At 70.3% G+C, this 21754-nt stretch carries 21 protein-coding genes; 10 read left to right on the top strand and 11 right to left on the bottom strand.

The features are described from left to right. Positions 1-40 precede the first annotated feature (40 nt). On the bottom strand, positions 41-2539 hold the full coding sequence (locus tag FK530_RS03895; RefSeq protein ID WP_146485677.1) for a polynucleotide kinase-phosphatase: 2499 nt from the start codon (positions 2537-2539) through the stop codon (positions 41-43). Beyond that, entirely contained in the window at positions 2532-3923 is a 1392-nt protein-coding gene (locus tag FK530_RS03890; RefSeq protein WP_146485676.1) for a 3' terminal RNA ribose 2'-O-methyltransferase Hen1, read from the bottom strand. Before FK530_RS03890 ends, FK530_RS03895 begins: the two co-directional genes overlap by 8 nt. Before the next feature lie 82 nt (positions 3924-4005). Here FK530_RS03890 and FK530_RS03885 point away from each other — a divergent pair, with 82 nt between their 5' ends. Next, positions 4006-4785: a nucleotidyltransferase domain-containing protein gene (locus FK530_RS03885; protein ID WP_146485675.1), complete on the top strand. Its 780-nt coding sequence runs from the start codon at positions 4006-4008 to the stop codon at positions 4783-4785. A 52-nt stretch (positions 4786-4837) separates the two neighbouring features. On the opposite strand, the gene FK530_RS03880 is transcribed toward FK530_RS03885, so the two are convergent. Together FK530_RS03880 and FK530_RS03875 are read right to left on the bottom strand one after the other, a co-directional pair. Then, positions 4838-5320 (bottom strand): SRPBCC family protein, encoded by a 483-nt coding sequence (locus tag FK530_RS03880; RefSeq protein WP_146485674.1) that lies wholly within the window; start codon positions 5318-5320, stop codon positions 4838-4840. An 11-nt stretch (positions 5321-5331) separates the two neighbouring features. After that, positions 5332-5676: an ArsR/SmtB family transcription factor gene (locus FK530_RS03875; RefSeq protein ID WP_146485673.1), complete on the bottom strand. Its 345-nt coding sequence runs from the start codon at positions 5674-5676 to the stop codon at positions 5332-5334. A gap of 156 nt (positions 5677-5832) precedes the next feature. On the opposite strand from FK530_RS03875, the gene FK530_RS03870 reads away from it, so the two are divergent. The 4 genes from FK530_RS03870 to FK530_RS03855 are packed head-to-tail and all read left to right on the top strand — an operon-like array spanning position 5833 to position 9638. Further along, positions 5833-6729: a metal-dependent hydrolase gene (locus FK530_RS03870; protein WP_146485672.1), complete on the top strand. Its 897-nt coding sequence runs from the start codon at positions 5833-5835 to the stop codon at positions 6727-6729. Further along, entirely contained in the window at positions 6726-7862 is a 1137-nt protein-coding gene (locus FK530_RS03865; protein WP_146485671.1) for a PDR/VanB family oxidoreductase, read from the top strand. Before FK530_RS03870 ends, FK530_RS03865 begins: the two co-directional genes overlap by 4 nt. Before the next feature lie 10 nt (positions 7863-7872). Then, the gene (locus tag FK530_RS03860; RefSeq protein ID WP_146485670.1) at positions 7873-8769 is read left to right on the top strand and encodes an alpha/beta fold hydrolase; all 897 of its coding nucleotides are present in this window, start codon (positions 7873-7875) and stop codon (positions 8767-8769) included. Continuing rightward, entirely contained in the window at positions 8766-9638 is an 873-nt protein-coding gene (locus tag FK530_RS03855) for an alpha/beta fold hydrolase (RefSeq protein ID WP_146485669.1), read from the top strand. Before FK530_RS03860 ends, FK530_RS03855 begins: the two co-directional genes overlap by 4 nt. Before the next feature lie 345 nt (positions 9639-9983). Here the strand turns inward: FK530_RS03855 and FK530_RS03850 are convergent, their stop codons facing one another. From FK530_RS03850 to FK530_RS03840, 3 genes are all read right to left on the bottom strand, one after another. Further along, positions 9984-10310 (bottom strand): PadR family transcriptional regulator, encoded by a 327-nt coding sequence (locus FK530_RS03850; protein ID WP_146485668.1) that lies wholly within the window; start codon positions 10308-10310, stop codon positions 9984-9986. Further along, positions 10307-11305, bottom strand: a complete 999-nt coding sequence (locus tag FK530_RS03845; protein ID WP_146485667.1) for a hypothetical protein — start codon at positions 11303-11305, stop codon at positions 10307-10309. Before FK530_RS03845 ends, FK530_RS03850 begins: the two co-directional genes overlap by 4 nt. A 178-nt stretch (positions 11306-11483) precedes the next feature. Next, the gene (locus tag FK530_RS03840; protein ID WP_146485666.1) at positions 11484-12302 is read right to left on the bottom strand and encodes a phytoene/squalene synthase family protein; all 819 of its coding nucleotides are present in this window, start codon (positions 12300-12302) and stop codon (positions 11484-11486) included. A 59-nt stretch (positions 12303-12361) separates the two neighbouring features. On the opposite strand from FK530_RS03840, the gene FK530_RS03835 reads away from it, so the two are divergent. Both FK530_RS03835 and FK530_RS03830 read left to right on the top strand, forming a co-directional pair. After that, on the top strand, positions 12362-13249 hold the full coding sequence (locus FK530_RS03835; protein WP_146485665.1) for an exodeoxyribonuclease III: 888 nt from the start codon (positions 12362-12364) through the stop codon (positions 13247-13249). A gap of 68 nt (positions 13250-13317) precedes the next feature. Then, entirely contained in the window at positions 13318-14574 is a 1257-nt protein-coding gene (locus tag FK530_RS03830; protein ID WP_231706491.1) for an oxygenase MpaB family protein, read from the top strand. A gap of 7 nt (positions 14575-14581) precedes the next feature. Here the strand turns inward: FK530_RS03830 and FK530_RS03825 are convergent, their stop codons facing one another. From FK530_RS03825 to FK530_RS03815, 3 genes are all read right to left on the bottom strand, one after another. Beyond that, on the bottom strand, positions 14582-15076 hold the full coding sequence (locus FK530_RS03825) for an FBP domain-containing protein (protein ID WP_146485664.1): 495 nt from the start codon (positions 15074-15076) through the stop codon (positions 14582-14584). Positions 15077-15321: 245 nt separating this feature from the next. Continuing rightward, a complete protein-coding gene (locus FK530_RS03820; RefSeq protein ID WP_158645019.1) occupies positions 15322-15843 on the bottom strand; it encodes a TetR/AcrR family transcriptional regulator in 522 nt (173 codons plus the stop codon). Next, positions 15840-16346: an SRPBCC domain-containing protein gene (locus FK530_RS03815; RefSeq protein ID WP_146485663.1), complete on the bottom strand. Its 507-nt coding sequence runs from the start codon at positions 16344-16346 to the stop codon at positions 15840-15842. Before FK530_RS03815 ends, FK530_RS03820 begins: the two co-directional genes overlap by 4 nt. A gap of 157 nt (positions 16347-16503) precedes the next feature. Here FK530_RS03815 and FK530_RS03810 point away from each other — a divergent pair, with 157 nt between their 5' ends. Both FK530_RS03810 and FK530_RS03805 read left to right on the top strand, forming a co-directional pair. After that, complete coding sequence (locus FK530_RS03810; protein WP_146485662.1) at positions 16504-17172, top strand: TetR/AcrR family transcriptional regulator; 669 nt, start codon at positions 16504-16506, stop codon at positions 17170-17172. Next, positions 17169-18215, top strand: coding sequence for a DUF6670 family protein (locus tag FK530_RS03805; protein WP_146485661.1), 1047 nt, complete (start codon positions 17169-17171; stop codon positions 18213-18215). Before FK530_RS03810 ends, FK530_RS03805 begins: the two co-directional genes overlap by 4 nt. A 110-nt stretch (positions 18216-18325) precedes the next feature. Here FK530_RS03805 and FK530_RS03800 read toward each other — a convergent pair whose 3' ends face one another. After that, complete coding sequence (locus tag FK530_RS03800) at positions 18326-18901, bottom strand: SanA/YdcF family protein (RefSeq protein WP_146485660.1); 576 nt, start codon at positions 18899-18901, stop codon at positions 18326-18328. 192 nt (positions 18902-19093) lie between these two features. Between FK530_RS03800 and FK530_RS03795 the strand changes: the two genes are divergently transcribed. Continuing rightward, positions 19094-21754: (Fe-S)-binding protein (locus FK530_RS03795; RefSeq protein ID WP_166443259.1), on the top strand; the 2661-nt coding region annotated here is incomplete at its 3' end.

Raw genomic sequence — 21754 nt, 5'->3', positions numbered from 1 at the left:
GCCGGCGCGAAATCGGCCGATTCGTCACGAGCGCGCCCGCCTACAGGCGTGGGTCCACCGGCTCCGATTCCGAGGCGAGCACCGCGAAGACCGCCTGGTGCACGCGCCAGAGCGGCTCGCCCTCCACGAAGGAGGTCAGCGCGTCCAGGCCCAGGGCGTGCTCCGTGATCGCCATCTTCCGCTTGCGGCCCAGGTTCCGATCCCGCAGTGCATCCAGGGAATCCAGGTAGTCGGGACCGTAGATGATCCGCAGGTAGTCCCGCCCGCGCACCTTGAGGCCGGGCTGCGACTTCCGGCTGCCGCCGGGCTCGGCGGGCTTGACCACCATGCCCTCGCCGCCGGATTCCGTGAGCTCGGTCCACCATCGGGTCGCCTCGGCGCGGTCGGCCTCGCTTCCCAGGTCGACGGTCCGCCGCCCCGTCCGCGTCAGGAACGGGTCGTCGAGCGCGTCGAACTGCGCGAGGTGCCACTCATGCGGCTCGCCGACGAGCACTCTCCCCTCCACTGCCAGCACCTGGAACGGCGCGATGGTGACCCCGTCCAGGCCGTCGGTGGGACGGCAGTACCCGGCGTACGCGCCGCGGAAGTCCTGGGCGCTGCGCGCCCGGCGCTCGGTCCGCGCCCGCAGTGCCGCGACGTCGAGGCCGCGGGCCGCTGCGCCGTCGAGGCCGGCGAGCGCCGCGGGGAACGCGGCGCCCGCCGCCGCGCCCACGGACGCGTACTGCGACCGGATCAGCTCCCCCGCCTTCGCGGACCACGGCAGCAGCTCGCAATCGAGTGCGAGCCAATCGGTGTCGAGCCGGTCGAACAGGGGCGCGACGGCGGTGCGGACGCGGTCGACGAGCGCCTCCGAGTCCTGGAAGAACGACCTCCCGGTCCGGGTGTACACGGCGCCCGTACTGCCGTCGCTGATCCCGAAGCGGCGGGCGGCGACGGCGGAGTCGCGGGCGATCACCGCGATGGCCCTCGATCCCATGTGCTTCTCCTCGCACACCACCCGGCGCACGCCCCACGCCGCGTAGTCCTCGAAGGCCCGCTCCGGGTGCTCCAGGTAGCCGTCGGCCTTCGCCACCGATGCCGGGGACATGGTGGCGGGCAGGTGGATCAGCCAGCGCGGGTCCACCGCGAACCGGCTCATCACTTCGAGCGCCGCGGCGGCGTTCTCCTCCTCGATCTTCACCCGGCCGGCCGTGCGGGTCGCCAGCCACCGGGTTCCGGCGACGTCGTCGATCCGGATCACCGACTCGCCGCGGTCGTCCTCCGGCTCCTCTTCCACGACCGGCCTGGTCGGCTCGTACCACTGGGACTCCGCCTGTACGGAGACGATCTCGCGCTCCGGGTAGCGCAGTGCGGTGAGCGCGCCGCCGAAGACGGCGCCGGTGTCGATGCACAGCGTGTTGTTGACCCACCGCGGCTCCTCGACCGGGGTGTGCCCGTAGACGACCGCCGCCGCGCCGCGGTAGTCGCGGGCCCAGGGGTAGCGCACCGGGAGACCGAATTCGTCCGTCTCGCCGGTGGTGTCGCCGTACAGCGCGAAGGCCCGCACCCGGCGCGAGGCCCGCCCGTGGTACTCCTCCTTGAGACCGGCGTGCGCGACGACCAGCCGGCCACCGTCGAGCACGTAGTGGCTGAGCAGTCCGTCCATGAAGGCGAGCGCCGACGACCGGAACTCCGCGGACTCGGCGGCGAGCTGCTCGAGGGACTGCTCGAGCCCGTGCGCCACCGTGACCTTCCGGCCCTGCAGCGCGCGGGCCAGCTTCGACTCGTGATTGCCACTGACGCACAGCGCCGTTCCCGCCGCGACCATGCCCATGACGAGGCGCAGCACCCCCGGCGTGTCCGGGCCGCGATCGACGAGATCACCGACGAAGACGGCGGTCCGGCCCTCCGGGTGCTCGGCTCCGTCGTCCCGCACCTGCCAGCCGAGCTCCCCCAAGAGGGACCGCAGCTCGGCGGCGCAGCCGTGCACGTCGCCGATCACGTCGAAGGGCCCGGTCAGCTCGGTGCGGTCGTTCCAGGACCGCTCGCGGGTGATCGCGGCGGCGTCCACCGCCGCGACATCGCGCAGGACGTGGACCCGGCGGAAGCCCTCCTTCTTGATCCCCTTGAGCGAGCGGCGCAGCTCGCGTCCCTGGCGGGTGATCACCTGCGGGCCGAAGGTGCGGTCGGTCCGGATTCGGTTGCGTTCGACCGCGACCTCGTCCGGCAGGTCGAAGACGATCGCATCCGTGAGCACGTCGTGATCGCGTGCCACCTGCAGCAGGGAGGCGCGGGCGGGGCGCTGCACGTTGGTCGCGTCGACCACCGTGAGCAGGCCGCGACGCAGGCGGATCCCCACGAGGTGGTGCAGCAGGTCGAAGGCGTCGGCCGTCGCGGCCTGGTCGTTCTCGTCGTCCGCCACGAGCCCGCGGCACGTATCGCTGGACACGATCTCGGTGGCACGGAAGTGCGTGCGGGCGAACGTCGACTTGCCGCTGCCCGAGACGCCGACGAGCAGCACGAGGCCGGCGGCGGGGACCGCGATCGGGGTGTCAGTCATCGGTCGACTCCTTCCGGGTGAAGATCGCCATCTGGGTGGGGGTGCCGCGGTGGGCGTCGACGTCGCCGATGCCGTCGTACCGCACCGCGTAGCCGTACCGGCCGGCGACGCCGCCGGCCCAGCGCGCGAATTCGGCACGGTCCCATTCGAATCGGTGGTCCGGGTGCCGCATCCCCACGAGGTCGGGGTAGAGCGCGTTGTACTCGCGGTTGGGGGTGGTCACGATCACGGTGCCGGACCTGGCGGCGCCGAAGACCACGTGCTCGAGCGCGCCGAGCCGCGATGGTTCGACGTGCTCGATCACCTCCATGAGCACCGCGGCGTCGAAGCCGGCGAGCCGCGGGTCCTCGTAGGTGAGCGCTGCCTGGAAGAGATCGATGCGCTCGCGCTGCCGCTCGGTCATGCCGTCGAGGTGCAGGCGCTTGGCCGCGTGCTGCAGCGAGCGCACGGAAACGTCGGTGCCGGCGACCTTCTCGACACCCTGTGTCTTCAGCAGCCGGTCCAGGAACTGGCCCGGCCCGCAGCCGAGGTCGATCACGGAGGCCGCGCCGCTCTCGACGACGACGCGGTGCACCGCCTCGTGACGGAGCAGATTGAGCGGGGTGGGCGGGCCGTCCGGCCCGGTGTCCACCTCGTCCTCGCCGACGGTGCCGTCGAGCTCCGCGAGCCGGTCGAGCGCCTCCCGCGCCAGGCCCGGCCCGCGGCCGAGGTAGCGGCGCGTGACGAGCTCCCGCTCGGGGTGCCCGGCGAGCCAGCCCTCGCCCGAGCGCATCAGCTTGTCGACTTCGTCGCCGCTCTGCCAGTAGTGCTTCGACTCGTCGAGCGCCGGGAGCAGCACGTAGAGCTGGTTGATCGCGTCCGCCAGCCGCACCGTCCCGGCGAGCCGGAGACGGACGTAGCGCGAGTCGCCCCAGTCGGGGAAGGCGTCGTCGAGCGGAATCGGCTCCGCCTGCACCTCCCAGCCGAGCGGGCGGAAGACGCGCAGCGCCAGGTCGGGGCCGCCGCGGCAGGGCAGTACGGGGATCTCGATCTCGAGCGGTATCGCGCTGTCCGCCAAAGCCTGTCGGCTGCCGCCCTGACCGCCGCGAGCGCTGCGGAAGACGTCGGCCATCGCCGAGGCGAGGAGCGACGAGGCCGCGTACGGGCGGTCGTTCACGTACTGACCCAACGAGAAGTCGGGGGTGGAGCGGCGGCGGCGCGCCAGCTCCGTGGAGTCCACCTCGAGCAGGAGCGCGGCGGTGCAGCGCGCCTCGCCGGCCTCCGGATAGAACACCGTCGCCGTACCGAAGGGCTGCCGGAACTCCTGCACGCGGTCGGGATGCTTGTGCAGGAGGAAGCCCAGGTCGGTGGCGGGGACGTGCGTCGTGGAGATGGTCAGGTACACCCCGGTAGTCTGCACTACCGCGCAGCGCGAGCCCAACGAAATTCAGTGGAGCGGACTTCCGCAGAGTCGTACCGTGCTCGGCATGCCCGATCGGAAGAATGTCGAGTACGGGAACCGCGACGTCGCGCTGCAGGGTGAGATCCTGCGCACCGTCGTGGGTTCGGGCGTGCACGGCATCGCGATCGCGGGCACGGACGATCACGACGAGCTCGGTGTCTACCTCGAGCCGCCGGAGTTCCTGCTCGGCGTCGAGGAGCCGCGCGCGGACTACATCTGGCGGACGCAGCCCGAGGGCGTGCGCAGCGGCCCCGGCGATACGGACCTGGTCATGTACTCGCTGCGGAAGTACCTGCGGCTGGCCGTCAAGGGCAACCCGACGGTGCTCCTCCCGCTCTACGCGCCCGAGGAATCGGTGATCACGGTGACCGACCTCGGGCGGTCGCTCCGGGACCTGCGCGCGGCGTTCCTGTCCCGGCAGGCAGTGGAGCGATTCCTCGGCTACATGCACGCGCAGCACGAGCGGATGCTCGGCCGGGCGAGCGGCGTGCCGAATCGACCCGAACTGGTGGAGCGGTACGGCTGGGATGTGAAGTACGGCAGCCACGCCCTGCGACTCGCGTACCAGGGGTACGAGATCGCCCGCTTCGCGACGCTCACCCTGCCGATGCCGCCCGAGCAGCGCGAGCACGTGCTCGCCGTGAAGCGGGGCGAGGTCCCCCGGGACGCCGTCTCGGCGACGATCACGGTGCTCGAGCAGCAGATCCGTGGGCTGCTCGATCGAGGGAGCCCGCTACCCGAACGGGCGGACACCCGCCGGGTCACGGCCTGGGCGGTCGCGGCGCAGCGCTCGTTCTGGGAGTGACCGAGCACGTGTGATGGATCGTGCCCGCTGGGCGGGCACGATCCATCACAGCTCAGGCGAGGAGGGCGTCGATCTGGTTCATGGCCTCCGTCATGCCCTCCTCCATGCCCATCTCCAGCACCCGCTCGAGCTGCTCGAGCGAGCGGTGGGTCGCGGTGAGGGTCATGTGCGTGACCGCGCCCTCGGGCGCGAGGACGACGGTGTTCGTCGAGTAGTCCTCGGGGTCGACGGGCTCACCGTCGTCGCCCGCGAAGCCGTCGCGGAAGGTGAAGGTCGACGGGGCGTCGGTCGACACCGTCGCGAACCAGCCGCCGGCCTTCGTGCCGTCGGGTCCGGTCATGTAGTAGCGGGATTCACCGCCCGGCCGCAACTCGTGCCGAACGAAGGTGGCGGGCCAGGTGGGCGGGCCCCACCACTTCTCCAGCAGTCGCGGATCCTCCCAGAGCTGCCAGACCCGCTCCGGGGACGCGGCGAACTCGGCTTCGAGGGTGAACTTGAGCGCCTCACGATCGGCGCCGGTGGTGAGCACGGGCATGGCGGAACTCCTCAGTCCTGGTCGATCGGCGGGTCGAGCAGCGCGTCCATCCGGGCCACCCGCCCCCGCCAGAGGTCCTCGTAGCGACGCAGCAGGCGGCTGCCGCGCGCGATGGTCGCGACGTCCGGCCCGACGAGCACCTCGCGGCCCCGTCGGGTCTTGACGACCAGGTGCGCCCGCTCCAGCACCGCGACGTGTTTCTGCACGGCGGCGAAGCTCATCGCGTACCCGCGGGCGAGCTCCGAGACGGAGCACTCCCGCTCGATCACGCGGACGACGATGTCGCGCCGGGTGCGATCCGCGAGGGCGTGGAAGAGGCTGTCGGCCTCATCCGCATCCAGTTCATCTACAACCATCAGGTTGTACGTTAGCGCCGTCACAACGGGCCCGCAAGCAGTTCTGCATGGGTGCAGGAAAGTGATAGGTTTCGAGCCGAGCGCTCTCACCGCGGGTGGCGCACACTGGACATCAGGGTGTTGAATGTCAAGACACCCCGTGGAAGGAGTCGGACGATGAGTTCGCGCACATCGGCGCAGCAGCACGAGCCCGCGGAGGTCGAGATCCACGCCCGGAACGTGGAGTTCGACTGGGAGAACGTGCCCCTTGAATGGATCCCCGGCGAGCCCGTGGCCAGCGACATCATCAGCAGCATCCTGCACTCCGTGCTTCCCGAGGGCGAGCGCTGGTTCTGCGAGGTCTACACCGAGGCGCTGCCGTACGTGAAGGACGAGAACCTCGCGCGCACCATGCGCGGCTTCATCGGCCAGGAGGCGATGCACGCCGAATCGCACGACCGGGCGCTCTCCGAGTACCTGCAGCGCTGCGGGATCGACACCGCCCCCGTCGCGCGGCAGTTCGAGTACATCTTCCGCAAGATCCTCGCGCCGCGGACCTACCACTCCGACCGCGCGCAGTACAACGACATGGTGCAGCGGCTGTGGCTCATCGCGGCCGTCGAGCACTACACCGCCATCCTCGGCGTCTTCGCGCTCAACAACGCCTGGGACGACTACAACGTCGATCCGACGATGGCCGACATCTGTCGCTGGCACGGCGCGGAAGAGGTCGAGCACCGGTCCGTCGCGCACGACGTGGCGAACTACTTCGACCCGAGCTACTTCCACCGCTGCCGCGCGATGATCGTGGGCATCGTCTTCCTCATCCTGGCGCTGCACCGCACGTCGGGTTACATGCTCCGCAAGGACCCGAACTTCAGCTACTCCTACCCTCGCCTGTGGTGGGAGTACCTCAAGGGATCCCACAAGAACATCCTGCCGAAGCTGCGCGACGTCGTGAAGTTCACGCTCATCTACTTCAAGCCCAGTTTCGATCCCGCGTCGATCGGGTCGACCGCACAGGCCGTGGCGTACCTCGCCACGTCGCCGGCCGCCCGGGCGGCCAACGGATGACGGGCGAGCGCAAGGCACCGTCGGTCTTCCGGCCCTGGGGCGAGCCCGTCACCGAGATCCCCCCGCACCTGTACGGGCGCTGGAAGCGCGACCCGTTGCTGCGCTTCGCCAACGCCTTCTTCGGCGTGACCATTCCCGCGTTCGCGCACCTGATGAAGCCGCGGAACCTGGCCGAGCCCAGCGCGAGCCGCGATCTGCGCGTCGTCTCACGGGAGATCGTCGCGCACGACAAGGACGTCGTCGCACTGACTTTCGTCTCCGCCGACGACACCCCGCTGCCCCGCTGGACTCCCGGCGCGCACCTCGACCTGCTGCTGCCCTCGGGCCGCATGCGCGAGTACTCGCTGTGCGGCGACCCCGCCGACCCCGAGACCTACCGCATCGCGGTGCGCCGGATCCCGGGCGGCGGGGGCGGTTCCGTCGAGGTGCACGAGACGCTGCACGTCGGTGCGACGGTGACCGTCAAGGGCCCGCGCAACGGCATGCCGATGGCCGTCCCCGGCCACGGCTCCTCGGCCGAGCACCTGCGCTTCGTCGCGGGCGGCATCGGCATCACGCCGATCCTGCCCATGATGATCGCCGCGGAGCGCCTGGGCCTGAGCTGGTCGATGCTCTACACCGGCCGTTCCACCGACACGATCCCGTTCATCGCCGAGGTCGCGCGGTTCGGCGACAAGGTCGAGGTCCGCACCGACGACGAGCACGGCATTCCGACCGCCGACGTGCTCATCGGCGACACCCCCGGCCCCACGGCGCTCTACGCCTGCGGCCCGATCCCGATGCTCGAGTCCTTGCGTGTGGGCCTGATCGGCCGCACGGACGTCGAGCTGCACTACGAGCGCTTCTCCGCCCCGCCGGTGGTGGACGGTAAGCCCTTCACCGCCACCCTCGCCAAGTCCGGACAGACTCTGGACGTGGCCGCCGACGAGACCCTGCTGGCCGCGATCCTCAAGGCCCGGCCGGACGCCCCGTACTCGTGCAAGCAGGGCTTCTGCGGCACTTGCCGGATGACGGTGACCGAGGGCGTCGTCGACCACCGGGACCGGACCCTGACGCCCTTCGAGCGCGAGCAGGGTCAGATGCTGACCTGTGTCTCGCGCGCTGCCGGCGACCATCTCACCATCGATCTGTAAGGCGCACACCATGACTGACCAGCACCGCTTCGACGTGACCACATCGGACGGCCTGACCCTCGCGGGCTTCCGCTACGGCACCCACGACGCGGCCCGCCCGACGGTGCTCGCGATCCACGGCTACCCCGACAACCACCACGTCTGGGACGGCGTCGCCGCCGCGCTCGACGGCCGGGCGAACGTCTACACCTACGACGTGCGCGGCGCGGGCGAGTCCGAGGCACCGGCGGGTAAGGCCGGCTACCGGTTCGACCGCCTCATCTCCGACGTCTCCCGCGTGATCGACGCGGTGCGCGAGGTCAGCGGCGATCGGTCGAAGCTGCACCTCATCGGCCACGACTGGGGCTCGATCCAGGGCTGGCACGCGGTCGTCGATCCCGCGGTGGCCGACAAGACCGCCTCGTACACGTCGGTGTCCGGGCCGAACCTCAACCACGCCGGCGAGTACCTGCAGGGCGTGCGCAGCGCGAAGGACGTGCCCGCGCGTCTGCGTCAAGCCGCCGGCTCGACGTACATCCCGTTCTTCCTCGTTCCGGGACTGGCGGATTCGCTCTACAAGCGCGGCTGGGGCCAGAAGCTGATCGAGACGCTGGAGAAGCGCGGCACCGGCGGCAGAACGGCCGAGGGCTACACGCGCAGCGACCGGGACTTCACGAACGGCCTGAACCTGTACCGCGCCAACATGCCCGGCCCCTTCCTCAAGCCGACCGATGCGACGACGTCGGTGCCCGTGCAGGTGGTCACGCCCGAGGGCGATCTGTTCGTGACGCCGCCGCTGCAGCTGGCCGGCCTGGAGAAGTCGCCCAAGTCGCGGCACGTCTCGGTGCCCGGCGGGCACTGGGTGGTGGCGCAGAACCCCGGCCCGCTCGCGGAGGCGACCTTCGAGTGGATCGAGGCCAACCGATGATCCGCAGCATCCCCGTGAACGGCCGCTGGGTGCGCGTGCGCGTCTCCGGTGACGAGACCCTGCCCACCCTGCTTCTGCTGCACGGCATCACGCGCAGCCTGGAGGACTGGGACCCGACCTTCGAAGCACTCGAGGGCGAGTACCGGCTGATCGCGCCGGACCTGTCCGGCTACGGCTGGTCCGCGCCCCATCCCGACGGTGCCGGGCTTGCGGCTCTCGCCCGCGGCGTGGCCGAGCTCCTGGACGCGCTCGAGGTCTCGGAGCCGGTGCACGTGGCCGGTAACTCGCTCGGCGGCGCCGTCACCATGATGCTGCTCGCGCAGCGCCCCGACCTGGTGGCGACGATGACTCTGGCGGACCCCGCCGGCTTCGGCAAGGAGGTCACGCCGCTGCTGCGCCTGCTGGGGATCCCGGTGTTGGGCAAGCTGATCGCGACCACGGCGAGCCGTCCCGGCGCGATCGTGCAGGAGCGCCTGATCTTCGCCGACAAGTCCTTCGCGACCCGCGCGCGCATCGATCACGCGATGGCCATCGCGCGCGAGACCGACGCCGGCCTCACGGCGTGGAAGACCGCCGATTCGCTCGGCTCCGTACTCGGCGGCGTGCGACAGGAGTGGCGGGACGAGCTGCACCGGACCATCGCCACGACGCCGCGCCCGACGATGGTGCTGTGGGGCGACCGGGATCGCATCCTCCCGCCCAAGCACCTCGACGCCGCGCGGAAGCTCATCCCGCACGCGGAGACGCACCTCCTGCCCGGCGTGGGCCACATGCCGCAGCTCGAGTGCTCCCGCGAGTTCGCCGCGCTCATCACCGATTTCCTGCACCGCAACGCCGTGTCGGAGCTGCCGAAGGCCGCATCGCAGTAGTCGCGGAGCCGCTCACGGCCCGTGGGCGCGCGGCGCGGGCGGCGCCGCCATCGGAGGCCGCGCAGGTGGCGATTCGCCGTCTCCGCTGCGGCCGGCTGCGGGGTATGTCGCACGCGGAGGCTATGCGTTTCTCGCATACCGTCATCGACGCAGTTCAGGGGAGCGCTTTCGGAGTTCCTCCCGATGCGTCGCACGCATCACCTGACGCTCGTTACGGCGTACCCGGAGTGCAACTTCCTCGAGCTCACCCGCCGGACCGCAGTCCACCGATCACTTCCGACTCTTCATAACGTTGCAACGCTATGAGGTGTCGGCAGCGATAGCGGGAAGCGGGATCGCGGTGTCTCAACGAGTGGGCGTGGCGCCGAGCGCGGCGGCCGCGGCGGTGAACGCGCGCCATTCCTCCCGCAGCCGCCCGAGTTCGGCGCGACCGAGGTCCGTGAGCTCGTAGACCTTGCGGGCCGGCCCGGTATCGCCGGCCTCCCAGGACGCGGCGATGAATCCGTCGGTCTCCAGCTTCACCAGCGCGGGGTACAGCTGCGCCCCCTTGATCGGCTGCAGTCCCACCTCGACGAGGGCCGCCGAGACGCCGTAGCCGTGCCGCGGCACCGTCTCCAGCACGCCGAGGATCAAGAGCGGCAACGTCGCCCGCTGCCAGGCCGCGGTGCTCACGCCGTCGCCCGTGACGCCGGTCCCGCCGCTCGTGCACGGAGTGCACTGCGCACGGCGAGCGCGAGCAACCCGATCGTGAACGCGATGCGGACGACGAGCCACGCGCCCGTCTCGCCGGGGATGAAGGTCGCCTGGAGCACAGCGAAGGCGAACCAGCCCGCGGCGCCCCACCATTGCCGACGACTCGGCGCCGCCGGATCTTCACTGGCAAGACGGAGCGCGAGGACGTCCGGGCGGCCGTATTCTTCGAATGCCGGGACCGCCAGCCCGTCTCGTAGCGAACGCTCGTGTTCGCGCGCGGCCGCAGGGGAAACCTGCTTCGACACCAGCACACCCCGGAAACGGTCGAACCACTCCTCGTCAGTCCACGAATCCTGTGGAACGCGCTCCGGGATCATTCGTCCGACGATGATCGCGAGGACACCGGGACCGAGCAGGGCGAGAGCGGCCGCCCATCGAGGAAGACCATCCATCAGGATGACGTCACGACCCGGCCAGGCGACCTGCGATCCACCGACCACGACGGCCGTCACCGCGAGTACCGCCAGCACTTTCGCGGACGTCAGGCGTCCGGCACGGAAGTGGTTCGTCGCCGCTATCCCGAGCAGCAGCGCGGCGACGATGGCGACCATCACGACGGTCATCCCCACGGTGACATCGACCGCTCCTGCGCCATCGATAACGACCATGATCGCAGCGATCACCCCCATGAACATCAACGCAACACCGCCGTACACAAGCGTTTTCCGCAAGCCGATCTCGTCCGCGTCCGCCGCTACGGCGTCGGCATCCATGAGATCAGGGGCATCGGCGCGGGCGGCCTCGCCGGGATCTCCGAACAGTTCCACCGCCGGGGCACCCGCGGCCTCGGCCGCGGCGATGAGCTCCGTCTGTCGCGTCACGGTCGCGCCCGCCGGAACGCCCGCCCTGAACAGTCCCAGGATGTACTCCCCTGCCCACTGCCGGTCGCCCTCTGGCCAGTCGTCCACCGCCATCTCGACTCCTACCTAGATCGAATTTGTATCTAGGTATAGCAGGCGCCATATTCGCGGGCAATACCGTCGGTCGAGGAGCCCATGCGCGGAACGCATGTCACCACTTCGAGAAACAGCTTCTGAACTGGAGATGCACCAGACATGCGCAGAACGCACGGCTTTCCGGGCGACTACCGCATCATCGGGAAATCGAGAGCGAGCGGGCGATCACGGCCGCCTTCGTCGCGGTGGGGACGCGGATCCGGCCGGACCGCGCACCGTCGAGGCCGGCGGCGCGGAGGCGGCGCAGGAGCTCGGCGTAGAGGTCGGCGGCGACCCGGACGCCCCGCTGAACATCGCCCGGCAGCCGCGCGATGCCCGCCCGCCCGGCGGCGAGGTCGGCGGCGGCGTCGTCGAGCGCATCGTCGTAGGCGCGCTGCGTGAGCTCGGGGAGGTAGGCCCGTCCGAGCCGCAGCTCGTCGTCGGTGAGGTCGCGCAGGAAATTGACCTTCTGGAAGGCGGCGCCGAGCCGGAGCGCGTCGGGCGCGAGCCGTTCGTAGTCCGACGGTGCCACCCCCACCAGGTAGGCACGCAGGCACATGAGGCCGACGACCTCCGCGGAGCCGTGGATGTACTCGGCGAGCGATTCCTCGGTATGCGGCGCGGGTTCGAGGTCGGCGCGCATGGACGCGAAGAAGGGCCTGGTCAGCTCCGTCCCGAAACCCGTGGCGCGGGCGGTGCAGGCGAAGGCGTGCACCACGAGGTTCGCGCTGAACCCCTCCTCCATCGCGCGCTCGACGGCGCCCTCGAGCGCATCGAGGTGGGCGCGCGGATCGGTGGGACAGGCACCGTCGACGACCTCGTCGGCCACGCGGACCAACCCGTAGATCGACGTGATGTGGTCACGCACGCGCCGCGGCATGAGACGCGCGGCGAGGGAGAAGGAGGTGGAGTAGTCGCGGATCACCACCGCGGAGGCCGCGACGGCGGCGCGGCGGTATCGCTCGCTCGAATCCATGCCTCCAGTGTCCCGACCGCGTCGCGGGACCTGTCAGGGCACCCCGATACGGTGGATGCATGCGCGTCGCCACCTGGAATGTGAACTCGGTCAAGCAGCGGCACGGGCGGCTGCTGGAGTGGCTGGACTCGCGCCGGCCGGACGTCGTCTGCCTGCAGGAACTGAAGATGACCGACGACGCCTTCGCCACCCTCATCGGGCCCGATCTGGAAGAGCGCGGCTACGAGTTCGCCACGGCCGGGCAGCCGCAGTGGAACGGCTCGGCGCTGCTGTCGAAGGTCGGGCTGCAGGACGTGATCGTCGGTATCCCCGGAGCGCCCGTCTTCGACGGCATCACGGAGGGCCGCGCGATCTCGGGCGTCTGCGGGGCCGGAGACGGCGACCCCGGCATCCGCGTGCACTCGCTGTACACGCCGAACGGCCGGGAGATCGATTCCGACCACTACGGCTACAAGCTCGAGTGGCTCGCCGCCCTCGTCGCCCAGGTGAAGGCCGACACCGTGCCCCAGCTCGTCTGCGGCGACATGAACATCGCCCCCACCGACGAGGACGTCTTCGATCCGGCCGCCTTCGACGGACACACGCACGTCACCGCGCCCGAGCGCGCGGCCATCGCGGCACTTGCGGAGCTCGGCCTGCGGGACGTCGTGCGCGAGCGCTGGCCGGACGAGCAGGTGTTCTCCTACTGGGACTACCGCGCCGGCATGTTCAACAAGAACCTCGGCATGCGGATCGACCTCATCCTCGCCAGTGGCGAGGTCGCCGACCGCACCGCCGCGGCGTGGATCGACCGGCAGGCCCGCAAGGGCAAAGGACCGTCGGACCACGCCCCCGTGATGCTCGACATCGACACCGCTCCCGACGGGGACATCGGCCCGATGGTGCCGCCGCCGTCCGCGGGGCGGGTGTCGCCCCGGGGCGCGAAGCTGCCCCAAGCCAAGGAATGACCACGACATTGCAATAGCAACACCTACTCGCTACCCTACGCCGAGATCATGGGCGAGAGGGCGTGGGTGTGAGCGGGATCCTGGGGCACGACGGAATCAGCCGGCGGGGCGCGCTCCGCGCCGCCGGCGTGGGCGCGGCCGCGGCGGGCGTCGCGGCACTGGGCGGGACGCTCGGCACAGGCCTCGTCTCCGCGGCGCCGGGCGTCCGCACGGACGGCACGCCGGATCCGCAACGGACGTGGGACACCGAGTGCGACCAGCTCATGAAGTCGGTGCTCGAACGGGGAGACGCGGGCAGGGTCAACCGGGCACTCGCGGATTGGCAGACGAACGACCAGCCGGTCCCGGCCGGAATGCCATCGGACGTGCGGGACTTCATCGAGCACGCCCGGAAACTCCCGGACTGGCTCGACCGGCGCCTCCTCAAGGGCGCCGACAAGTTCTACACCACCCGCAGCCTGTACCTGTCGGTCATCATCGGCTTCTCGGGCGGCGTCATGATGTCGGTGATCCCCCGCGAGTCGCAGGCGGTGTACTGGTCCGCCGGCGGCGCGGACATGAAGGACCGCATCGCCAAGACCTACCGCCTGGTCTACGACCAGATCGCCGTCGGCGCCTACGGCCCCAGCGGCCGCGCCGCGACGACCGCGGTCAAGGTGCGGCTCACGCACAGCGCCGTGCGACACCTGCTGCCGCAGTCCCCGCACTGGCGCAAGGTGAACAAGCAACCCCTGCCCATCTCGCAGGCCGACATGATGGTCACCTGGCACAGCCTGGCGACCATGGGCATGCGGATCATGCGCAACTGGGGCGTCCACCTGCCGCAGGACGAAACCGAAGGGCTCCTGCACTCGTGGCAGGTGAACGGCCACATGCTGGGCATCGACGACGCGTACATCCCGTCGAGCTGGGACCAGGCCGAGAGGCAGGCACAGGTGGATCTCGACTCGATCATGGGCCCGACGCCCGAGGGGGTGAAGATCGCGAGCATGCTGATGGATCTGGGCAGATCCGTCGACGGCACGATCCTCTCCCGCCCCTCCCTCGAGGCCTTCACCCGGTACTCCTTGGGCGACAAACTGACCGACTGGATGCAGCTGCCCCGGCAGCCACTGCTGCAGGGCCTGCTCACCGCGGGCTGGCCGACGTACGTCGCGATCCGCGAGGGCGTGCTCACGCAGACAGCCATGCCGCCGGAGATCTACCGCCAGTTCGATCAGCTCGCCAACACTCTGGAGCTGCTGTACCTCGGCGAGTTCCGGCCCATCAACATCGAGATCCCCACGGGGAACAACCCGAACTACGGCAAGCCGCTGTACCGGTAGCCCGCCGCTAGTCCTCCGTGCTGAGCACCTCGGCGACGAAACCGTTCACCCGGCGCCGCAGGTCGGCGAGGTTCTGCTCGCGGATCAGTTCGGTGTCAGTGCCCTTGTGGAAGGCGGGCGGCAGCTTCCGCGCGTTGGCGGCGCAGCTGAAGTCCTCGCACACGAGCACGCCGATCGTGTCGCCCTTGCGACCCGCGGGACCACCCCGTCGGACCGTGTACAGAACCGCCTGGCTGGAGATGTTCACGTCGCGGCACCAGGTGCACATGGCCTTCGCCTTGGGCTTGGCCTCGGCCTGGGTGAGCAGGATCGTCACCAACCCGTCGCCGGTGGGCACGGAGACGTAGGCGCGGCGCGGGATCTTCTTGTCACGCCAGCCGAGGAACTCGAGCTTGCCGAAGTCGATGTCGTCGAAGTCCGCGGGGAAGGTGACCCGCTTGACCTCACTCTTGGTGGCGCCGCGGAAGGCGTCGATGATCTGCTGCTGGGATACGGGATCCATGATCGAACCGTCTTTCACAAGGCCCCGCGACCGGACGCGGGGTGAGGGAGTGTGTGGGCAGAGCTGCGCAGCCGGTCCTGGACGGATCGGCTGCGGGGCGTGGTCATCTGCCGTGGCGCAGGGCGCCGGACACTCCTCCTCGGTTCATGGGCCCCACCCTACGCCCGGCCGCCGCGAAACCTCGACACGTTTTCCGGCGCGGGCACCGACTTCGTCCACGGAGCCGCCTCAGCGACGACGACGTTTCAGGCGAAGCGGCGGGCCAGCTCGGCCCACGTCTCGTCAGGCGCGGTGCCGGTGGGGAAGCGACCGTCGATCTCGAGGATCGCCATGCCGTGCGCCGCGGCCCACAGGGCCTGCGCCGCGTGCGCATCGCCGGTGACCTCGAAGAACGGCGCCCCCGACCACTCCTCCAGCCCCTCGGGCAGCGCGTCCCGGTCCAGCGGCCCAACGGTGGCGAGCCGATACAGATTGGGGTTGCCCCGGGCGACCGCGCGGTAGGCGGTCAACAGATCGGACACGCCGGTGACGGGCCGCAGCGCCCCGCCCGACTCGGCGAGCGCGACGCCCACCAGCACCGCCTTGAGCGCGTCCTTGTTCGCGAAGTGCTTGTAGAGCGACGGTGCGCGGATCCCGACGTCGTCGGCGAGGTCGCGCATCGTGACCCGGTCCCAGCCCTCGCGTTCCAGGAGGCCGCGTGCGGCGTCAACGATCTGGCGCGCCCGCGGCGTCGCGGAGCGCAGGGGGTCCAGGTCGTCGGGGATCACCGGGCGATCGTAGCGAGCACCCGATCGCGGAGCGCCGAGTTCATCGCGTCGAAGCCGTCGCCGACGTCGATCGATGAGCCGACGAGGGGGACGAGGACGCCGCGGAATCTCTCCCCCTGCGTGAACCGGGTGCCGCCGGCCGCCGGCTCCAGCCGGAAGGAGTGCTCGCCGTCGAGCAGCCCCGAGATCAGCACCTTTCCCACCCAACGGATCTCACGCTCGGGCTCCACTGCCAGGAGTTCGGGGCGGAAGCCGGTCTCGGAGCCGCGGCCGCGGATGCGCACGTCGAGATCGCGGCCCACCGCCAGCCCGTCGGGGGCCACGGCGTGCACCACGAACGGGTTCCACTGCGGGTACGCGTCGAAGTCGACGAGGACGCGCCACACCTCGGCGGGCGGGGCGGCGATCTCGATCGACCGCTCGACGGTCCGCTCCCGGTACAGCACCAGGGCCGCACTTCCCACCAGCACGACCACCGCGGCGATCGACAGGATCCACTTCATCGCTTCCTCCTTGGCTAACGTTGTTAGCTTCACGATAGGCGAACACCGTTAGCCGAGCAAGCCGCACCGTCGCGCGATTGACCATCGGCCGAGCGCGACCTAATGTGACCGACAGGTCATATCTGATCCGCAGGCCGCCCAGGAGAGAGGAGGCCGGATGACCGCGTCGATCACGTCCGGCCGATCCGGAACCCGTGGCGTACCGCGCGCCGTTCGCGCCGCCGCCATCCTGGAAGCCGCCGCCGAGGAGTTCGGCAGGGCGGGCTACGCCAGCGCGCAGCTGACCACGATCGCGGGCCGCGCCGGGGTGTCGAAGGCGCTGGTGCTGGCCTACTTCTGCTCCAAGGAGAAGCTCTACATCGCGTGCGTCGAGAAGGCGGGCCCGATCGTCTTCGACGCGGTTGCCGCGGCCGTCGATGCCCCCGCCCCCGCGATCCCCGGGTCGTCCCTCTTCAGCGGCTCCGCGAACGCCGTCCTCACCTCGTTGTTCACCGCCCTCGACGGGCGCACGGGCTACTGGGCGCTCCTCTACGACCGCACGCTCCCCGCGGGCGCCGGCCGCGATGCGGCGCGCGCGCAACGGCATCGGCTGCGCGAGCAGTCCGCGCGCACCGTCGCCGACGTGCTCCGCTCGGCCGGACTCGCCGACCCCCGGGATAGCGCCGCCGCCGTGCTCATCTGGGAGTCCATGGTCTCGGCGTCGATGCACTGGTGGCGCCTCAACCCCGAACTGTCCGCGGCGGAGCTGTCCGCCACCTCGGGCCGCATCCTCGCGGCCTTCTCGTACCCGGCACCGTCGACCGCATCCGAAACGGAGATGCCATGAGCCGCATCGTTTCCACTCTTCTGTCCCGCGCCGTCGTGGACACGGCGCTCCCCCTGCTCGACAGCAGGATCGCGGCGTCCCGTCGCCCGTTCGACCAGCCGGACATCCTACGGCCGCACGTCGATTCGAAGGTGTGGGCCACCACGCACTACGGCGTCTTCGTGCCCGATCTGCCCGAGCCCTACCGGTACGTGAACACGATGACTCTGATCGGCGCTTCGGGCGCGGAACTCTTCGACCAGGATCATCTGGCCGCGACCGATGCCCGCCACACCACGACGGTGCTCTCCTCCACCGCCTACGACGACCAGCACTTCTACCGCGCCTACGACGCTTCGACCGAATGCCGTTTCGCGGCGGACGGATCCGAGCTGCGCTGGGGCGACGAGCTGGCGATCGACGTCGAACTCCCCCGCGTCTCGGTGCGCGGGCGCTACCCCGGGTTCAGTGTCGACCTCGAACTCGAAGTGACCGATCAGGTCTCCTACTTCGTGAAGACGCCCGTCTACGACCACCTGAGCCTCACCGCGCCGTACGCCGGCACCGTCGACGGCGATCACGTCGAGGGCCTCGGCACCTTCGAGTACGCGCGCATCCGCAGCCACCAGGCCCTGACCCGGCGCCCCATCCCCGGCCCGCTCAAGCTGCCGATCGACTTCTTCACCTACCAGATCATCGACATCGATCCGACGACGCAGATCCTGCTCACGGACGTCCGCGCCCGCGGCGCCATGGCCTGCCGGCTCGCGCACGTGCGGCGCCTCGGCGAGCCGGCCGAGGTCTACGACGACGTGCGCATGGAGGTCCTCGAGTCGCGCGATCTCGTCGACGGGTTGGGCCGGACGATGTCGGTGCCCGTGCTCCTCCGATGGACGGTGCGCGACGGCGATGCCGAGGTGCTCACGATCGACAGCTCCGTCGACAGCCCGCTCCGGTACGGCCACGGTCGCGGGTACGTCGGCGCGTACACCTACATCGGCACCTTCGCCGACGAGCCCGTCGCCGGCAGCGCCTACCTGGAGTGGATCGACACCCGCGACTGACCCGCGGCCGCGGCCCGCCCCTCCGGCTCAGCCTCCGGGCCCTTATTCACGGACGCGCGGCCCCGCCACAGGAAGCCCCGAAGGACGCGGCGTGCCACCACTGCCACACATCAGCGGCGCCGCGCGATGTCCAGAGCCGCCTTGGGGCGCGAGAGGAAGTACTCGCGGGCGAGGTTGCGCACCCAGGAGCGGCGGGTACATGCGGCCTCGGCGCGGACGGCGTCGGCGTCGAGGCCGAGGTGCCGGGCGAGGGCGGCGGCCCGTCGGGCATGGAAGAACTGGGAGACGAGCAGGGCGCGCTCCACCCCGAACTCGTCCCGCGCACGGAGGCAGGCGAGATAGGTGTCGAGCCCGGCACCGTCGGTGAGCAGGGCGGAATCCGGCACGCCGTGGTCGCGGAGCCACCCCGTCATCACTGCGATCTCGTCACCGGAGAGTCCCCCGGCGTTGCCCGATACCAGGATCTTCTCGACCTGTCCCAGCCGATAGAGCTGCAGCGACGCCTTGAGTCGCCCCTCGACGAAGGAGCCCGGCCGGCCGCCGCGCACGGACGCGCCGAAGGCGATCGCGACCGGCGCGGACGGCGCCGTCGCGGGCGAATACAAGGGCCCGAGCCCGGTGATGCCCGTCACGACGGAGCGCAGGCGCGAGACGGGCCGCGCGAGCGCTGGGACGACGGAACTCATGACCACACCTTACCGAGCAGGTAGTTAGGTCAACCTTCGCGAGAAGGCCCCCCGGTCCGCGATCTACCGTTATGCCAGACGCAGTGGTTTCGCACTCATGTTACTCGCAAGTAACATGAGTGGCTACCCAGCCCGCGAGGCAGAAAGGTGCACGACGTGGACCAGACGTATTTGGCCGCCGCCGAGTCCGACATCACCCCGCTGAACATCGCCCTCGGCACGATCGGCGCAGTCGCGTTCGTCGTCGCGTGGGCGATCTTCTTCCGCGGCGCATTCCGCATGGTGCGGATCATCGCCCAGGGTCAGTCCGCGAAGGACCGTTGGCTCCCCTTCATCCCCCGCGCCGCGGAGGTCGTGGTCGAGTTCCTCGCCCACACCAAGATGATCAAGAACCGCACCGTGGGCATCGCCCACTGGTTCGTGATGGTCGGCTTCCTCGCGGGCATGATCCTGTGGTTCGAGGCGCTGCCGCAGAGCTTCGACCCGTCGTTCCACTGGCCGGTCATCGGCTCGTGGCCGTTCTACCACCTGCTCGACGAGCTCCTCGGCATCGCGACCTTCCTGGGCATCCTCGTGCTCATCGTGGTCCGCCAGGTCAGGCACCCGCGTAATCCCGCCCTCTTCTCGCGCTTCTCCGGCAGCAAGTTCCTGCCCGCGTACACGATCGAGGCCATCGTCCTGTTCGAGGGCCTCGGCATGATCATGGTGAAGGCCGGCAAGATCGCCATGACCGGCGAGTCCAGCCCCGTCACCGACTTCTTCACCCGTCAGGTCGCCGAGCTGCTCCCCGCGAGCCCGACGATGGTCACGATCTTCGCCTTCATCAAGCTGATGTCGGGCGTGATGTTCCTCATCCTGGTCGGCAGCAACCTCACCTGGGGCGTGGCCTGGCACCGCTTCTCGGCGTTCTTCAACATCTACTTCAAGCGCGACCTGGGCAGCCGGCGCGCGCTGGGCGCCGCCAAGCCGATGATCTCCAACGGCAAGGTCCTGACGATGGAGAACACCGATCCCGACGTCGACAACCTCGGCGCCGGCAAGATCGAGGACTTCTCCTGGAAGGGCTGGCTCGACTTCACGACCTGCACCGAGTGCGGTCGCTGCCAGAGCCAGTGCCCCGCGTGGAACACCGGCAAGCCGCTGAGCCCGAAGCTGCTCATCATGGGGCTGCGCGATCACGGCTACGCCAAGGCGCCGTACCTGCTGGCCGGCGGACGCACGGATCCGTCGGGCGAGCAGATCGGTCTGGTCGACGCCGAGGGCAACCCCGACGAGGCCAAACTCGAGAAGATCCCCGCCGACGCCCGCGCCGAGGCCGAGCGCGCGCTCGTCGGGCCCGCGGGCGAGGACGGCGCACTGGGCGGCGTCATCGATCCCGAGGTCCTCTGGTCCTGCACCACCTGTGGCGCGTGTGTCGAGCAGTGCCCCGTGGACATCGAGCACGTCGACCACATCGTCGACATGCGGCGCTACCAGGTGCTCATCGAGTCGGAGTTCCCGCACGAGCTCGCCGGACTGTTCAAGAACCTCGAGAACAAGGGCAACCCCTGGGGCCAGAACGCCAGCCAGCGCACCGCGTGGATCGACGAGATGGACATCGACATCCCGGTCTACGGCCAGGACGTCGAGAGCTTCGACGGCTTCGAGTACCTGTTCTGGGTCGGCTGCGCCGGCGCCTTCGAGGACCGCGCCAAGAAGACCACCAAGGCCGTCGCCGAGCTGCTCGACGTGGCCGCCGTGAACTTCCTGGTCCTGGGCCAGGGCGAGACGTGTACGGGCGACTCCGCTCGTCGCGCGGGCAACGAGTTCCTGTTCCAGATGCTCGCGCAGCAGAACATCGAGCAGCTCGACGAGGTCTTCGACGGCGTGCCCGCGAAGCAGCGCAAGATCGTCGTGACCTGCGCCCACTGCTTCAACGCGCTCGGCAACGAGTACCCGCAGGTCGGCGGCGACTACGAGGTGGTCCACCACACGCAGCTGCTGAACAAGCTGGTCCGTGAGAAGCGGCTCGTGCCCGTCGCGCCCCCGAGCGAGGACGTGACCTATCACGACCCCTGCTACCTCGGTCGCCACAACCAGGTCTACGAGGCGCCGCGTGAGCTGATCGGCGCATCCGGCGCCACCCTCAAGGAGATGCCGCGGCATCTCGAGCGGTCCATGTGCTGTGGCGCCGGTGGCGCGCGCATGTGGATGGAGGAACAGCTCGGCAAGCGCATCAACATCGACCGCGTCGACGAGGCCCTCAACACCCTCTCCTCGACGCCCGAGGCCACGCCCAAGAAGATCGCCACCGGTTGCCCGTTCTGCCGCGTGATGCTCTCCGACGGGGTGACCGCCCAGACCGCGGACGACGAGGCCGCCGCGCCCGAGGTCGTCGACGTCGCCCAGATGCTCCTCGAGTCCGTCAAGCGCGGCCTTCCCGAGGGCATCGTCGTCGGCAACCCCAACCGCAAGGTGTCCGACGGTGCCACCGCCCTCGCCGAGGCACCTGCCGAGGCCCCCGCGGCTGCTCCGGCGGCCGCCCCGGCCGCTGTGGCGCCCGCCGCACCGGCGGAGAAGAAGGACGCGAAGCCCGCGGTCGGCCTCGGCCTGGCCGGCGGCGGCAAGCGCCCGGGCGGGCCGAAGAAGCCCGGCGGCGCCAAGCCGGCCGCTCCCGCAGCCGACGCCGCTCCGGCGGCCGAGGCACCCGCGACCGACGCACCCGCCGCACCCGCGAAGCCCGCAGTCGGCCTCGGCCTCGCGGGTGGGGCCAAGCGCCCGGGCGGGCCGAAGAAGCCCGGCGGCGCCAAGCCGGCCGCTCCCGCAGCCGACGCCGCTCCGGCGGCCGAGGCACCCGCGACCGACGCACCCGCC

The organism is Tsukamurella conjunctivitidis (assembly GCF_007858475.1).
Taxonomy (GTDB): Bacteria; Actinomycetota; Actinomycetes; order Mycobacteriales; family Mycobacteriaceae; genus Tsukamurella; species Tsukamurella conjunctivitidis.
Note: the sequence above shows the minus strand (reverse complement) of the source record. Positions and strands in the feature narration are given on the sequence as shown.

Bases quoted from the DNA above. Each gene is read 5' to 3' on its own strand.
- FK530_RS03895 (WP_146485677.1), bottom strand. From the start codon at position 2,539: ATGACTGACACCCCGATCGCGGTCCCCGCCGCCGGCCTCGTGCTGCTC.
- FK530_RS03885 (WP_146485675.1), top strand. From the start codon at position 4,006: ATGCCCGATCGGAAGAATGTCGAGTACGGGAACCGCGACGTCGCGCTG.
- FK530_RS03880 (WP_146485674.1), bottom strand. From the start codon at position 5,320: ATGCCCGTGCTCACCACCGGCGCCGATCGTGAGGCGCTCAAGTTCACC.
- FK530_RS03875 (WP_146485673.1), bottom strand. From the start codon at position 5,676: ATGGTTGTAGATGAACTGGATGCGGATGAGGCCGACAGCCTCTTCCAC.
- FK530_RS03870 (WP_146485672.1), top strand. From the start codon at position 5,833: ATGAGTTCGCGCACATCGGCGCAGCAGCACGAGCCCGCGGAGGTCGAG.
- FK530_RS03865 (WP_146485671.1), top strand. From the start codon at position 6,726: ATGACGGGCGAGCGCAAGGCACCGTCGGTCTTCCGGCCCTGGGGCGAG.
- FK530_RS03860 (WP_146485670.1), top strand. From the start codon at position 7,873: ATGACTGACCAGCACCGCTTCGACGTGACCACATCGGACGGCCTGACC.
- FK530_RS03855 (WP_146485669.1), top strand. From the start codon at position 8,766: ATGATCCGCAGCATCCCCGTGAACGGCCGCTGGGTGCGCGTGCGCGTC.
- FK530_RS03845 (WP_146485667.1), bottom strand. From the start codon at position 11,305: ATGGCGGTGGACGACTGGCCAGAGGGCGACCGGCAGTGGGCAGGGGAG.
- FK530_RS03840 (WP_146485666.1), bottom strand. From the start codon at position 12,302: ATGGATTCGAGCGAGCGATACCGCCGCGCCGCCGTCGCGGCCTCCGCG.
- FK530_RS03835 (WP_146485665.1), top strand. From the start codon at position 12,362: ATGCGCGTCGCCACCTGGAATGTGAACTCGGTCAAGCAGCGGCACGGG.
- FK530_RS03825 (WP_146485664.1), bottom strand. From the start codon at position 15,076: ATGGATCCCGTATCCCAGCAGCAGATCATCGACGCCTTCCGCGGCGCC.
- FK530_RS03815 (WP_146485663.1), bottom strand. From the start codon at position 16,346: ATGAAGTGGATCCTGTCGATCGCCGCGGTGGTCGTGCTGGTGGGAAGT.
- FK530_RS03810 (WP_146485662.1), top strand. From the start codon at position 16,504: ATGACCGCGTCGATCACGTCCGGCCGATCCGGAACCCGTGGCGTACCG.
- FK530_RS03805 (WP_146485661.1), top strand. From the start codon at position 17,169: ATGAGCCGCATCGTTTCCACTCTTCTGTCCCGCGCCGTCGTGGACACG.
- FK530_RS03800 (WP_146485660.1), bottom strand. From the start codon at position 18,901: ATGAGTTCCGTCGTCCCAGCGCTCGCGCGGCCCGTCTCGCGCCTGCGC.